This is a genomic window from Alsobacter sp. R-9 (assembly GCF_054612375.1).
This window is the reverse complement of sequence record NZ_JBTSWJ010000032.1, coordinates 1-13,749: the sequence shown is the minus strand read 5'-3', so window position 1 is coordinate 13,749 and position 13,749 is coordinate 1. Positions and strand designations below refer to the sequence as shown.

13 protein-coding genes are annotated in these 13,749 nt (G+C 71.1%); 7 read left to right on the top strand and 6 right to left on the bottom strand.

The genetic code is table 11. The features are described 5' to 3' along the window. Positions 1-439: 439 nt before the first annotated feature. On the bottom strand, positions 440-874 hold the full coding sequence (locus ACX9GQ_RS24890) for a GlcG/HbpS family heme-binding protein (protein WP_459632297.1): 435 nt from the start codon (positions 872-874) through the stop codon (positions 440-442). Between the two features lie 253 nt (positions 875-1,127). On the opposite strand from ACX9GQ_RS24890, the gene ACX9GQ_RS24885 reads away from it, so the two are divergent. Beyond that, a complete protein-coding gene (locus ACX9GQ_RS24885) occupies positions 1,128-2,375 on the top strand; it encodes an allantoate amidohydrolase (protein WP_459632296.1) in 1,248 nt (415 codons plus the stop codon). On the opposite strand, the gene ACX9GQ_RS24880 is transcribed toward ACX9GQ_RS24885, so the two are convergent. Then, the gene (locus ACX9GQ_RS24880; RefSeq protein ID WP_459632295.1) at positions 2,376-3,461 is read right to left on the bottom strand and encodes an acyltransferase family protein; all 1,086 of its coding nucleotides are present in this window, start codon (positions 3,459-3,461) and stop codon (positions 2,376-2,378) included. Between the two features lie 250 nt (positions 3,462-3,711). Here ACX9GQ_RS24880 and ACX9GQ_RS24875 point away from each other — a divergent pair, with 250 nt between their 5' ends. Further along, entirely contained in the window at positions 3,712-3,978 is a 267-nt protein-coding gene (locus ACX9GQ_RS24875; protein WP_459632294.1) for a hypothetical protein, read from the top strand. Between the two features lie 192 nt (positions 3,979-4,170). Here ACX9GQ_RS24875 and ACX9GQ_RS24870 read toward each other — a convergent pair whose 3' ends face one another. Genes ACX9GQ_RS24870 through ACX9GQ_RS24860 form a run of 3 tightly spaced genes read right to left on the bottom strand, consistent with a single transcriptional unit; the run spans position 4,171 to position 6,969 of the window. Continuing rightward, a complete protein-coding gene (locus ACX9GQ_RS24870) occupies positions 4,171-4,959 on the bottom strand; it encodes a creatininase family protein (protein ID WP_459632293.1) in 789 nt (262 codons plus the stop codon). Between the two features lie 34 nt (positions 4,960-4,993). Beyond that, positions 4,994-5,578 carry an NAD(P)H-dependent oxidoreductase gene (locus ACX9GQ_RS24865; protein ID WP_459632292.1) on the bottom strand — a complete coding sequence of 195 codons (585 nt, stop codon included), beginning with the start codon at positions 5,576-5,578 and terminating at the stop codon, positions 4,994-4,996. Positions 5,579-5,586: 8 nt separating this feature from the next. Next, complete coding sequence (locus ACX9GQ_RS24860; RefSeq protein ID WP_459632291.1) at positions 5,587-6,969, bottom strand: FAD-binding oxidoreductase; 1,383 nt, start codon at positions 6,967-6,969, stop codon at positions 5,587-5,589. 281 nt (positions 6,970-7,250) lie between these two features. Between ACX9GQ_RS24860 and ACX9GQ_RS24855 the strand changes: the two genes are divergently transcribed. The 4 genes from ACX9GQ_RS24855 to ACX9GQ_RS24840 are packed head-to-tail and all read left to right on the top strand — an operon-like array spanning position 7,251 to position 11,313. Beyond that, the gene (locus ACX9GQ_RS24855) at positions 7,251-8,300 is read left to right on the top strand and encodes an ABC transporter substrate-binding protein (RefSeq protein ID WP_459632290.1); all 1,050 of its coding nucleotides are present in this window, start codon (positions 7,251-7,253) and stop codon (positions 8,298-8,300) included. Positions 8,301-8,317: 17 nt separating this feature from the next. Next, positions 8,318-9,112, top strand: coding sequence for an ABC transporter ATP-binding protein (locus ACX9GQ_RS24850; protein ID WP_459632289.1), 795 nt, complete (start codon positions 8,318-8,320; stop codon positions 9,110-9,112). Continuing rightward, positions 9,109-9,993: an ABC transporter permease gene (locus tag ACX9GQ_RS24845; RefSeq protein ID WP_459632288.1), complete on the top strand. Its 885-nt coding sequence runs from the start codon at positions 9,109-9,111 to the stop codon at positions 9,991-9,993. Before ACX9GQ_RS24850 ends, ACX9GQ_RS24845 begins: the two co-directional genes overlap by 4 nt. Before the next feature lie 3 nt (positions 9,994-9,996). Beyond that, positions 9,997-11,313 (top strand): cytosine deaminase, encoded by a 1,317-nt coding sequence (locus ACX9GQ_RS24840; RefSeq protein WP_459632287.1) that lies wholly within the window; start codon positions 9,997-9,999, stop codon positions 11,311-11,313. A gap of 13 nt (positions 11,314-11,326) precedes the next feature. Here the strand turns inward: ACX9GQ_RS24840 and ACX9GQ_RS24835 are convergent, their stop codons facing one another. After that, complete coding sequence (locus ACX9GQ_RS24835; RefSeq protein ID WP_459632286.1) at positions 11,327-12,517, bottom strand: hypothetical protein; 1,191 nt, start codon at positions 12,515-12,517, stop codon at positions 11,327-11,329. A gap of 215 nt (positions 12,518-12,732) precedes the next feature. On the opposite strand from ACX9GQ_RS24835, the gene ACX9GQ_RS24830 reads away from it, so the two are divergent. After that, a complete protein-coding gene (locus tag ACX9GQ_RS24830; RefSeq protein WP_459632285.1) occupies positions 12,733-13,668 on the top strand; it encodes a dihydrodipicolinate synthase family protein in 936 nt (311 codons plus the stop codon). Positions 13,669-13,749: the final 81 nt, after the last annotated feature.

Genomic DNA, 13,749 nt, shown 5'->3' with positions numbered 1-13,749 from the left:
GCCGGCGACAGCATCGCCACAGCGTGCGCGGATCGACGGCGGCGAGCGCCGCCCGGATCCCCACCCTTCTACCCCCGCTCATCCCGGGGGCCGCAGACCCGCCGTCGATCCGCGCATCACCCGCTGGATCCGCAGACAGAAACACCGACCCGACGACGACGAGCCCCCGCCGGACTGGCGCCGGGGCCTAAGGGCGTTCGGCGCGGCGCCAGGCGCGGGCTGTCGCCCGCTCCTGCCTTCTTCGAAGCACGAACTGGGCAAGCCCGGCGCGTCGCCCCTCATCCGGCGCTGCGCGCCACCTTCTCCCCGCCGGCGGGGAGAAGGTGGCCCGAAGGGCCGGATGAGGGGCCGTCGTCGACTTGTGCGAAGCGCCGGATGAGGGGCGGCCGCCGCCTTGTGCGAAGGGCCGGATGAGGGGCCGTCGCGCTCCCGGGCCGCCTCACTGCCCCGGGTCGGCGACGAGGCCGGCGGCGACGATGCCGGCGATCGCGGCCTTCTCGTCGTTGTCGGAGTTGTCGCCGGAGATGCCCACGGCGCCGAGCAGGGTGCCGGCCGCGTCGCGGATCAGGACGCCGCCCGGGACGGCGACCATCGGGCCCTCGATCACGCTGCCGACGCCGAAGATGAAGTGCGGCCGGTCGACCGCCATGCGGTGCAGGGTGCGCGAGCCGAAGCCCATGGAGAGGGCGCCATAGGCCTTGCCGCGGGCGACCGAGTCGCGCTCGAGGCTGGTGCCATCCTCGGAGGCGAGGGCCTTCAGGGCGCCCCGCGTGTCGAGCACGGCGATGCAGAGCTTCATCATGCCCGCCGCCCGCGCCGCCTCGATGGCGCCGGCGAGGATGGACTGGGCCTGGGCGAGGGTGATGTCGGGCATGGTCGCTCCCTGGATCCTGTGGTCGGTTCGACCGCGCACTATAGGAGACGAGGGCAGGGCCGGCTTCAACGCCGCGGAACAGGTGCTCCTCCGTGGCGGAAGCAGAGACCGTGGCAACCGCAACGGGCCGGTCGCGTTCGGGCCCGGAACAGGACTCCGCAGCCTGATGCCCGACACGTCTACCCTCGTGCAGGCGTCAGTTCCCCCGGACGGCGAGTTTCCGTGGTGCCCGGCCATGGTCTAGTGTCGCCGCATGACGCCCGACACCCGCCCCTCGTCCCTCGGCGCCCGCGCCATGCGCCGGCTCGACGCCCTGCGCGACATCACCGATGTCCCGGGCCAGATCCATCGACTGTACCTCTCGCCTGCACATCGCCGGTCGGTCGACCTCGTCGCCGGCATGATGCGCGAGGCCGGCTGCGACACGGTCTCGGTGGACGCCCTCGGCACGGTCGTCGGGCACTACGAGGGACTGCGGCCCGGCCTGCCCGCGCTCCTGCTGGGCTCCCACATCGACACGGTGAAGGACGCGGGCGCCTATGACGGCACGCTCGGCGTGGTCGCCGGCATCGGCGTGGTCGAGGCGCTGCGCGAGCGCGGCGAGCGGCTGCCTTTCGCCATCGAGGTGCTGGCGTTCGGCGACGAGGAGAACGTCCGCTTCCCGACGAGCCTCGCCTCCTCCCGGGCGCTGGCCGGCACCTTCGACCCCATCTTCCTCGACGGACGCGACGAGGACGGCGTCTCGCTGCGCGACGCGCTCGCGGCCTTCGGCGGCGATCCGGCGGGCATCGAGGGCCTGCGCCGCCGGCCGCAGGACGTGCTGGGCTACCTCGAGGTCCACATCGAGCAGGGGCCGGTGCTCGAGGCCGAGGGCCTGCCGCTCGGCGTCGTGACCGCGATCAACGGCGCCAGCCGGCGGCGCGTCGCCGTCGGTGGAGAGGCCGGCCACGCCGGCACGGTGCCGATGACCATGCGGCGCGACGCGTTGGCCGCCGCCGCCGAGATGGTGCTGGCCGTCGAACGGCTCGGCCGCACGGCCGACACGACCGTGGCGACCGTCGGGCGGCTCGTCGCCGATCCGGGGGCGGTCAACGTGGTGCCGGGCCGGGTGCTGTTCACCATCGACGCGCGCGGCCCCGACGACGCCGTGCGCCGGCGCATGGTCACCGCCATCGAGGACGAGTGCCGGGCGATCGCCGCCCGGCGCGGTGTCACCCTGGCCATCGACCCGTTCTACGAGGAGAAGGCCTGCCCCTGCGATCCGCGTGCGATGGAGGCGCTGTCCGAGGCGCTGCGTCGCCGCCAGCTGCCGGTGCGCGCACTGCCCTCCGGCGCCGGCCACGACGCCATGGCCATGGCGCCGCTCTGCCCGGTCGGCATGCTGTTCGTCCGCTGCAAGGGCGGCATCAGCCACAACCCGGCCGAGGACGCCACGCAGGAGGATATCGACGCGGCGGTAGGGGTGCTTCTCGACGCCGTCAGGAGCTGGCCCGCGCCCTGATCAGGACGCGGCCTGCAGGCGGGCCGGGCGGCGGCCGAGCGTCGCCCAGGCCGGCCGCACGAACAGGAAGTCCAGCGCGGTGCCGGCGACGGCCCGCTGCAGCAGCAGCGGCGCGATCACGCCGGCCGCGGTGACCAGCGCCGAGACGACGCCGACATCGGCGATGAGCCCCGACTTGACGAGCAGCGCGCGGGTGGCTGCCATCGGCAGGAAGAAGGCGAGGTAGATCGCCAGCGAGTTCCTGCCACACGCTGCGACGAACCGGGCCATGCCAACGCGCGCCAGGAGTGCGGACACGGTCACCACGGCCAGCGCGCCCACGATGCCGAGGACGAGGCCGATGCCCGGCAGTGCCGCCACGGACGTGAAGCCGGCAACCGGGGAGGCGGTCTTCACCGCGAGGCCGTTGACCACGGCCCACGCCGCGAGCAGGCCGAGGGCCGCCAGCGGACGGGCCGCCACGCGGTCGGCATAGGCGAAGACGCGGTCGGCGAAGGTGGCGCCGAGCAGGAAGTAGACCCAGCGGCCGGCGAACTCGTCGACGAGCGTCCAGCCGGTCTCGATGTGGGCGATCTGCAGCGCCGCCGCCACCGCGAGCAGGACCGGGACGGGCACGCCGCGCAGCGCCTTGCTGGCGACGAAGAACACCGGCAGCAGGTAGATGAACCACAGCGTGCCGAACGGCTCGATCCACGCCATGGCGAACGGCGCGAGCGCCGCCCAGTCGCCGTGCAGCAGGGCCGGCGGCAGCTTGAATGCGGCCTGGATGGCGACCCACAGCACGTAGAACCAGACGAAGTGCAGGACCTTCCGGTCGAGATAGGTGGACCAGTCGCGGTCGATGACGCGGGCGACGAAGAGGCCGGAGATGAAGAAGAAGTCGGGCATGCGGAACGGCCGGGCGAAGGCGACGACCTCGTGCAGGAAGCCGGTGCCGCCCATCGCCTCCCCGACGCCGAGCGTCGAGTGCATCATCACCACCAGGATGATGCAGAGCCCCTTGGCATAGTCGACCCAGAGAACCCGCTCGGGCTTCGCGAGGCGCTGGCGCGCCATCTGGCGGATCGTGTCGTAGCGGGTGGCCATGGTTACCGTTCCGTCCTGTTTCGGGGCGCCGCGCCCCGAGCGATTGTGCCGTTCCGGGACGTTTCCGGGCCCGTCAGGGCCTGATCACCGTCCGTGCCACGTACAACCGCAAATTGTAGGCCACCGGGCCTTAACGCCGGCGGGTGTCGCGGCCGGGAAGAAGATGCCAAGCGCGTAGTGCTCCGGATGGCGGCCCGGCCCGCCCGCGTGGTTCGGTCCTGGGGGGAGAGCCGCCGAGGACACCTGAGCGATGAGCGACACCGACGAGACCCGCCGCCCCTCCGCCCGCAAGGGGAAGGCCGCGCGGCACCCTTGGGACGGCATCGTCCTCATCGACGCGCAGGCGCCGGACGTGGAGGTGCGCATCAGCCGCAACATGTTCGGCGGCATCGCCTTCGCCATCGACTACGAGCAGGTGCCCGAGAGCCGGCGCGCCGACCTGCAGGACCGGCACATCTCGCTGATGAAGCAGCTGCAGGCGCTGGCCCGCGAGCGTCATCGCGCCACGCTGCAGTAGCCGCCGCTCCGGCCTCGTCACGCCCCCCCCCAACACCGACCCCTCCCCACAAGGGGGAGGCGAGCGGAGGGGGCGAGGGTGGATCGAAAGGCGCTGACCCCTCCTCGGAGGCGAAACCCCTCCTCCTTGTGGGGAGGGGCAGGGGTGGGGGTCTGCGGCAGCGAAGGGGGTGAGCGAGGGTCCCGCACCCGCTCAGGCGAGACGGCTCAGCGAGAACCCCGCCACGTCGCGCAGCAGGCGGATGAAGGCCTCGGCCTGGAACTCTGCCGTCTTGCGGCCCTTCTCTGCCGTGCCGATGGACGCGTCGCCGGCGGCGCCGTCGGCGTGGATGTCCTGCGCGATCCAGCCGAACGCATTGACGCCCGTCGGGCGCAGGATCGAGAAGGTCTTCGCGATCTCCACCGTCGTCGGCTCGAAGTTCTTCGCCTTCTCCATCCGCACGAGCTCGGGCCGGAAATGGAGCATCAGCGACGTCTCCATGTCGCCGCCGTGGATGCCGACGACCTCCTCCTGAGGCGTGTAGAGTCCCGGCGGCTTCCCGAGCCGGCTCCACGCGGCGTGCACCGCCAGCATCTGGCAGCGGATGCGCAGCTCGCGCGCCACCACCTCCAGCAGCGCCGCGTTGCCGCCGTGCGAGTTCACCATCACGAGCTTGCGCACCCCCGCCCGAGCGACGCTCTCGCCGATCTCCGTCCACACGGCGGCCGCGGTCGTGGCGGTGAGCGTCAGCGTGCCGGGCGAGCGCAGGTGCTCGTTCGACTTGCCTACCGCCTGCGTCGGCAGCACGAGGATGGAGAGGTCGTCCGGCAGGCGCTTCAGCGTCTCGGCGACCATGCCGTCGGCGATGGCCGTGTCCGTGCAGACCGGCAGATGCGGGCCGTGCTGCTCGACGGCGGCGATGGGCAGCACCGCGATCGTGCGCTCGGGGTCGAGGCCCTCGAAGTCCTTCGTCGTCAGTTCGCCCCAGAAGCGATGCGGCATGGTCCTGTTCCTCCCTCGGAAGGCGGTGGCGGCCTCAGAAGGTGGCCATCGCCCTGCGTACCTTGGCCTTGAACGCGTCGCGCTGCGCCGCGGTCGCGACGTTCATGTGGTAGAGCGCGTGATAATCGACGGTCGCCCGCGGCCCGACGTACCAGCGCAGGTAGCGCTTCACCATCTTGCGCGGCGGGTCGGCCATGGCGATCGCCCGCCACCGCGGCCGGCCGTAGGTGGAGATGCCGGCGACCTTGCGGATGTGGCCGAGCAGCGGCTTCACATGCGCCGGATCGGAAATGTCGAAGCCGACGCCCGGCATGAACAGCCGGTCGAAATAGCCCTTCAGCATCGCCGGGAAGCCGAAGCACCATGTCGGGAACTGCACGATGAAGCCCTCGGCCTTCATGAGCCGCTCGACATGGCCCTCCAGCCCCACGCGGTTTCGCGCCGTGTCGTGGTAGTGGCGACGCCCCTCCTCGGAAAGGATGGGGTCGAACCCCTCCGCGTAGAGGTCGAGCAGGTCCACCTCGTGCCCCGCCTCGGCGAGCCCCGCCAGTGCCTCGGCCCGCAGCCCGGCATGGAAGCTCTCGGGCAGCGGGTGGCAGTAGACGTAGAGGATGCGCATGGCGGGCCTCAGCCCGCCGCCTTCGGCACGAAGGTGCGCATCTTGCCGGGGTTGAGCAGGCCGTGCGGGTCGACCTCGTGCTTGAAGCCGAGCTGGTCGGCGTCGACGCGCTTGTGGCGGCTGCCGTCCTCCAGCGTCACGACGTGCGGGTTGGCGATGAAGACGCCGTGCTCCTCGTGCAGCCGGATGATCTCGTTCAGCCGGTCGGCGTTCGTGTAGCGCACGATCGGCAGCGCCGAGCAGGTGACCCTGCCGCCGAAGCGGATGAACTCGAGGTGCGGCAGCACCTCGTCGGGGAATATCTCCGCCATCTGCCGCACCGAGGCGACCAGCCGGTCGTGCGGGTAGAGGCATTGCAGGTAGGTGATCGAGCGGTCGCTCTTCAGCCACTGCAGGGTGGTGTGGTTCCAGGTGTACTCGTAGAGCGGCACCTTGCCCGGGCTCTCGTCGGACGGCGCCTCGTAGGTGAACGTGCCGCGCCTGCCGACGAGGTCCTTGAACACCTCGAGAGACGGCTCGGCGATCATCGCCACCAGCAGGCTCTTGCCGGGCGGGCAGACGCTCTTCAGCGCGCCGAAATAGTCCGGGATCGGCCAGGTGATCGGCGTCATCAGCTTCTTGATGATGCCGTCGGCGAGCGCCGCCTCGTAGCCCACCTGCACGGCGTCGTAGAAGTCGTCGAAGGCGATGACGACGTCGATCCACGGCCAGGCCGGGGCGAGCGGCATCTCCAGCGCCGTGATGATGCCGGTCGTGCCGTAGGCCCGGTTCACCTTCTGCGCCGCGTCGGCGCGCAGCTCGATGACGCGGGGCTGCTCCTCCACGGTGACGACGCGGGCCGCCAGGATGTTGCCGGGCTCGCGCAGGCCGCCATACATCACGGAGCCGACGCCGCCCGACCCGCCGGCCACGAAGCCGCCGATGGTGGCGGTGCGCTTGGTCGAGGGGTGCAGGCGCAGCTCCCAGCCGATGGCGCGGGTCTGGGCATCGAGCTCGTGCATCTTGGCGCCGGCGCCCGTGCGCACGACGCCGGGCTTCTGCCACTCCACCTGGTCGAGGGCGGTGATGTCGAGCAGCACGCCGCCCTCCAGCGGCACCGCCTGCCCGTAGTTGCCGGTACCGCCCCCGCGCACGGTCAGCGGCACGCGGTGCCTGGCGCAGGCGGCGGCGACGGCGATGACGTCGGCCTCGCTGCGCGGCGCGACGATCACGTCGGCGGACTTGTCCTTCAGCTGCTCGTTGAGGACGGGGCTGTACCAGAAGAAGTCGCGCGAGCGGCGCCGCACCACCTGCGGTTCGGTGACGACCGGCACGTCGCCGATGTCGCCCAGCACCGCTTCGATGGCGGTGGCGGGGGTTTCCAGGGTCTGGGCGAGCCGCGGGGACGTCATGGGCACCTCGTCATGCGTTGTTCGTCGCCCGGCAGCAAAAACCATACCCGGCGGGCCGTCTGCCGTCGCGCGCCGGGCCGGCTGCCGGACAGCGAGGCAGCAGGCCGAAACGACCGGGGGATGATTGCACAAAGCCCGTGCAATTGCCGCATCCTGTGGCATGCTTTTCCACGGCGTCCCGCGCCGCCTCGCCCCGGCCGGCCGGCGGCGCGCGGCACGGGCGTTGCAGAGCCCGACGCCGACGCCGGCGCAGGCCGGGACCAGTGGACGGGAGCCCCTCAATGAGCGACTCGAGCGACATCAAGGCCATGAAGTACCGTATCGACCGGCGTGCCGCGCTGGGCCTGCTCGGCGGAACCGCCGCCTCGGTCCTGATTCCCGTGCCGGGAGCGCGCGTGAACGCGCAGACGCTCGACAAGGTGAGCTACCAGACCAACTGGCGCGCGCAGGCCGAGCACGGCGGCTTCTACCTGGCCGTCGCCAACGGCATCTACAAGAAGTACGGCATCGACGCGGACATCCGCATGGGCGGCCCGCAGCAGAACCCGTCGCAGTTGCTGCTCGGGGGCCGCGTGGACATGATCATGTCCAACAGCTTCGAGGCCATCAACTACGCCCGCGAGAACCTTCCCTTCCTCTGCATCGCCGCGATCTTCCAGAAGGACCCGCAGGTCATCATCTCGCATCCGGGCGTCGGCAACGACAGCTTCCCGGCGCTCAAGGGCAAGCCGATTCTCGTCGGCGCCGGCGGCCGCACCAGCTTCTGGCCGTTCCTGAAGGCGAAGTTCGGCTTCACCGACGAGCAGGTGCGCCCCTACACCTTCAACATGGCGCCGTTCCTGGCCGACAAGCAGGTCTCGCAGCAGGGGTTCCTGTCGTCGGAGCCTTACGCGATCATGAAGGCGGGCGTGAACCCGGTGGTCCACCTCATCGCCGACGCCGGCTTCGACAACTACCAGACGACGATCAACATCTCGCGCAAGATGGTCGACGAAAAGAAGGACCTCGTGCAGCGCTTCATCAACGCCTCGCTCGAGGGCTGGGCGGAGTACATGAAGGGCGGTCCGGCGATCGAGGCGGCGAACGCCATGATCAAGAAGGACAACCCCGACATGGACGACGAGAAGATGGCCTACGCGCTCAAGGTCATGAACGAGCGCGGCATCGTCAACTCGGGCGACGCCCTCACGCTTGGCATCGGCGCCATGACGGCGGAGCGCTGGAAGCGATTCTACGAGACGATGGCCGGCACCGGCGTGTTCCCGACCGGGCTCGACATCTCGAAGGCCTTCAGCCTCGAGTTCGTCAACAAGGGCGTGGGCAAGGCCTGACGGTGCAGGTCCAGTCGATGAGTGCGTCCCCCGCGGGGCGGCCGGTGCCGCCCCTCGTCTCCATCCGCCACGTGTCGAAGCAGTTCGGCAACGGCACGCTGGCGGTGCGCGACGTGGACCTCGACCTCGCCGAGGGCGAGTTCGTCAGCCTGCTCGGCCCCTCCGGCTGCGGGAAGTCGACGCTGCTGCGCATGGTCGCCGGCCTCGGCGCGCCCAGCGCCGGCACCATCGACTGGCCGACCATGGAGCACGATGCCTCCGGCGCGCCGCGGCGCGACCTCGGCTTCGTGTTCCAGGACCCCACGCTGATGCCGTGGGCGACGGCGCTGGACAACATCATGCTGCCGCTCGTGCTGCGCCACGCCAACAAGGGCGAGGCCCGGGACCGCTCGGCCGAGATGCTGGCGCTGGTGGGCCTCAAGGGGTTCGAGAAGGCCTACCCGCGCGAACTCTCCGGCGGCATGAAGATGCGCGTCTCGATCGCCCGCGCGCTCGTCACCCATCCGCGCATCCTGCTGATGGACGAGCCTTTCGCCGCGCTCGACGAGATCACCCGCCACAAGCTCAACGACGACCTGCTGCGGCTGTGGGCCGACCAGCGCTTCACCGCCGTCTTCGTGACGCACTCGGTGTTCGAGAGCGTCTACCTCTCGCAGCGCATCGTCGTGATGGCGGCGCGCCCGGGCCGGGTGATGGCCGACCTCGCGGTCGACGCGCCCTATCCGCGCGACGACCTGTTCCGCACCTCCGCCGAATACGCCCACCTGTGCCGGGTGGCGTCGGAAACCCTGAAGGAGGCGATCGCCCAATGAGCGACAGCACCCTTCCTGCCGCGTCCGTGCCGCATGACGGAACCGACGCCGAGGCCCGCCCCGTCTTCGCCACGGAACGGAAGATCCTGGGCATCGGCGTCTCGGCCTGGCCCGGCATCCTCGCCCCCGTCGCCACCGGCATCGTCGCGCTGCTGGCGTGGGAGATCATCGTGCGCGTCAACAACGTGCCGTCCTACATCCTGCCCGGCCCGCTGCTGATCGCGCAGACGCTGGTGACCGACTGGGGCACGCTCTCGGGCGCGTTGTGGATCACGCTGCGCATCACCTTCGCCGCCCTCGTCGCGGCGGTGTCGATCGGCGTCGCGCTCGCCGTCGTCTTCACGCAGTCGAAGTGGCTGGAGAAGTCGCTCTTCCCTTACGCGGTGGTGCTGCAGGTGACGCCGGTCGTCTCCATCGCGCCGCTGATCATCATCTGGGTGGGCGACATCAACCTGTCGCTGCTGATCTGCGCGTGGATTGTCGCCTTCTTCCCGATCCTGTCGAACACGATCCTCGGGCTGAACAGCGCCGACCACAACCTCGTCAACCTGTTCCAGCTCTACGGGGCGACGCGCTGGCAGACGATGCGCTACCTGAAGCTGCCGGCCGCGCTGCCCTACTTCCTCGGAGGGCTGAAGATCTCCGGCGGCCTGGCGCTGATCGGCGCCGTGGTGGCGGAGTTCGTCGCCGGCTCCGGCGGCAACGCCTCGGGCCTCGCCTACCGCATCCTCGAGGCGAGCTACCAGCTCAAGATCCCGCGCATGTTCGCCGCCCTCGTGCTGATCTCGGGCTCGGGCATCGCCATCTTCCTCGCCACCAGCGCGGTGTCCCACATGCTCCTGCGCCGCTGGCACGAGAGCGCCGTGAAGCGGGAGAACTGACCGATGGCCCACGGCTTCGCCACGGTGCCGCACGCGCCGGCCTTCCGGCTGTCCAACGCCACGCTGCCGGCGGCGCTCGTCGACGCGGAAGGCCTGCCGGCGGCGGGCGACGGGCTGGTACGGGCCAACCTGCACGTCGGCGCCGGCCGGATCGAGGCCATCGTCCCGCCCGGCGAGGGCGCGGCCGGACTGCCGGCGATCGACCTCGACCGCGGCATGGCGTGGCCGGGCTTCGTCGACGCCCACACCCACCTGGACAAGGGCCACATCTGGCCGCGCGCCGCCAACCCGGACGGCAGCTTCATGGGCGCGCTGACGACCGTGATGGCCGACCGCGAGACAAACTGGAGCGCCGCAGACGTCACGGCCCGCATGGACTTCGGCCTCCGCTGCGCCTACGCGCACGGCACCGTCGCCATCCGCACCCACATCGACAGCCGCATCGGCCAGACGGGCGTCTCCTTCCCCGTCTTCGCCGCCATGCGCGAAAAATGGGCGGGCAAGGTGGCGCTGCAGGCCTCGCCGCTGTTCGGCATCGAGCTGGCGCTCGACGAGGCGCACATGGCCGACGTCGTGGCGAACGTCTCCGCGCACGGCAGCGGCATCCTCGGCGCCGTCACCTACGGCGTGCCGCAGCTGAAGGACGGACTCGCCCTGCTGTTCCGCACGGCGGCGGCGCGGGGCTGGGACCTCGACTTCCATGTCGACGAGACGCTCGACCCGGGCGCCACGTCGCTGCGGCTGATCGCCGAGACGGCGCTCGCCCACGCCTTCGAGGGCCGCATCCTCGTCGGGCACTGCTGCTCGCTCTCGGTGCATGCCGAGGACGAGGCGGCACGCACGATGGACCTCGTCGCCCGCGCCGGCATCGCCGTCGTGTCGCTGCCGATGTGCAACATGTACCTGCAGAGCCGCGCTGCCGGCGTCACACCCCGCCGCCGCGGCGTCACCCTGCTGCACGAGATGAAGGCGCGGGGCGTTACCGTCATGGTCGCGTCCGACAACACGCGCGACCCGTTCTACGCCTATGGCGACCTCGACCTCCTGGAAGTTTACCGGGAGGCGACGCGGATCGCGCATTTCGACCACCCGGTCGCCGACTGGCCGGGCGCCGTGACCTCCGCTCCCGCCGCCGCGCTCGGTATCGACCGCGGCCGCATCCGCGTGGGGGAGGCGGCCGACCTCGTGCTCTTCCGGGCTCGCAACTGGACCGAGCTGCTCTCCCGCCCGCAGTCCGACCGCACCGTGCTGCGCCACGGCAAGGCCATCGACACGACGCTGCCCGACTATCGCGAGCTCGACGCGGTCGTCGGCGCCTGAGGCGCGGCGCGCCTCAGTTCGCCCGCTCGACGGACCAGCCGCGCGCTCGGATCGCCTGCTCCGCCATCGGCGTGACGCTGCCCGTGATCATCAGCACGGGGCCGGTCGCCTCGCCCTTCGCGGCGTCGGCCATGCGGCCGAAGGCGGCGGCGACGTTCGGCGTCCACGACACCGAGTCGAGCGGCATCAGCGCCAGGATTCGGCCGTCCTTCAGCCGGTTGAGCGGGAAGCCGCCGACGTCGGTGAAGGCGCCGATGCCGAGCGACCCGGCGCGGTCGGCGAGCAGCATGGCGCGGTGGCGCTGGAACAGCGCCTCCTCCCGCGTGGCGGCATTCGCCGCGCGCGACACGAACAGCCGGGTGTTGCCTGCCTTCAGGCGGCCGAGCGCCTCCGACATGATGAGCAGGTCGGCCGGCGTGTAGGCGCGGTTCTGCACCAGGCGGTCCGTCACGGGCGGCGGCACGCCGTTCTTCTGCAGGCTGCCGCGCACGATCTCGATGACCTGCGCCGCCGTGCGGTCGCGCAGCGTGTTGCGGATGGTGTCCGCGGTCGAGGCGCTGCTGACGACCACGCCCGCGCCGCCCGGCACCAGCATCAGCAGGCCCTTCACGGTGAGGCCGCCGAAGGCCGAGGCGGAGGCGATGTCGCCGAGCTTGGCGGCGAGCGGCGGGAAATCCGTGTACGGATCGACGTCGAGCTGCACCGCCAGCGCCCGGCGGGCGGCGTCGACGCCGAGCACGCTCGTCACCGCGTTGTCGCGGTTGCTGCTGCGGTTGTCGATGGCGGCGCCGAGGCGGCCGAACATATTGGCGACGCCGGACGCCGAACGCTTCAGCGTCGCGCCGGGGTCCTTGATGAGGTCCGCCCCGAACTCGAGCGGTGCGGCGGCCGTCTGGGCCAGCGACTTCACGAAGACGTCGCTCTCCGACATCGCCTGCAGCTTGCGCAGCGCCTCCAGCTCCCGGATGCGCGTCTTCATGAGGTCGTTGCCGCCGATGTCGTAGGTGCCGCCGGTGGTGCGCAGCACGAAGAGATGCATCAGTCCGTCGCTGCGCACCTCCTGCTCGACCCGGTAGTTCGGCCCCGTCGCCTTGGCGCCGAGCACGAAGTCGGCCGTCGTCGCGGGAGGGTCCTCGAAGGCCAGTGCCGCGCCTGCCCCGCCCATCACCACCGCGGCGAGCGCCGCGAGCATCGTCTTGCGCATGGATCCCCCCGAATCACAGCCGCCCCGGCCGTCGCGCTCCAGCTTTCCACTGCCGCGCGCGTTCGCCAAACGAGGGAAAATGGTCCTTCTGCCAGCCTGCGTTGCGCAACGGGAGAGGCGCCCATGCCGGCGTCGGGATTGTAACCCGCGGGCCTGCCGGCCTAGCGTGTCGCCAAGGCCCGCGCGACGGGCCGCGACCGTCCCGGAGGAACCGCATGCCCGCCCGTCCCGCCGCCCCGCGCCCCTATCGCGGCGTCTTCCCCGTCGTCCCCACCATCTTCGACGCGGCCGGCGGCCTCGACCTCGAGGGCCAGAAGCGCTGCCTCGACTTCATGATCGACGCCGGCTCGCACGGCCTGTGCATCCTGGCCAATTTCTCCGAGCAGTTCGTGCTGTCGGACGCGGAGAGGGAGGTCCTCACCCGGCTGTGCCTCGAGCACGTGGCCGGCCGCGTGCCGGTGATCGTCACCACGACGCACTTCTCCTCCCGCGTCTGCGCCGAGCGCTCGCGCGCCGCGCAGGACATGGGCGCGGCCATGGTGATGATCATGCCGCCCTATCACGGCGCGACCTTCCGCGTCGGCGAGGGACAGGTCGAGGAGTTCTTCCGCGTCGTCTCCGACGCGATCTCCATTCCGATCATGATCCAGGACGCCCCCGTCGCCGGCACGCCGCTGTCGCCGGCGCTGCTCGCCCGCATGGCGCGCGAGATCGCCAACGTCTCCTACTTCAAGATCGAGACGGCCGGCGCCGCGACCAAGCTGCGCGACCTCCTGGCGCTCGGCGGCGACGCCATCGAGGGCCCGTGGGACGGCGAGGAGGCGATCACGCTGATGGCCGACCTCGACGCCGGCTGCACCGGCGCGATGACCGGCGGCGGCTACCCCGACGGCATCCGCGAGATCATGGACCCCTGGTTCGCCGGCGACCGCGCGGCGACGCGGCGCGCCTACGCGAAGTGGCTGCCGCTCATCAACCACGAGAACCGCCAGTGCGGCCTCATCACGGCGAAGATCCTGATGAAGGCCGGCGGCATCATCGCCTGCGACGATGTCCGCCATCCGCTGCGCCGCCCGGCGCCCGCCGCCGAGGCCGGACTGCTGGAACTCGCCCGCGAACTCGACGTGATGGCCCTGCGGTGGGCGCGCTAGGGTTCGGACTCAATTGATCCAGTAAGCACAAGTGGCGGCGATGAGTGCGCCTGCGAGGTAGTTGCGTGCGAGTTTGTCGTA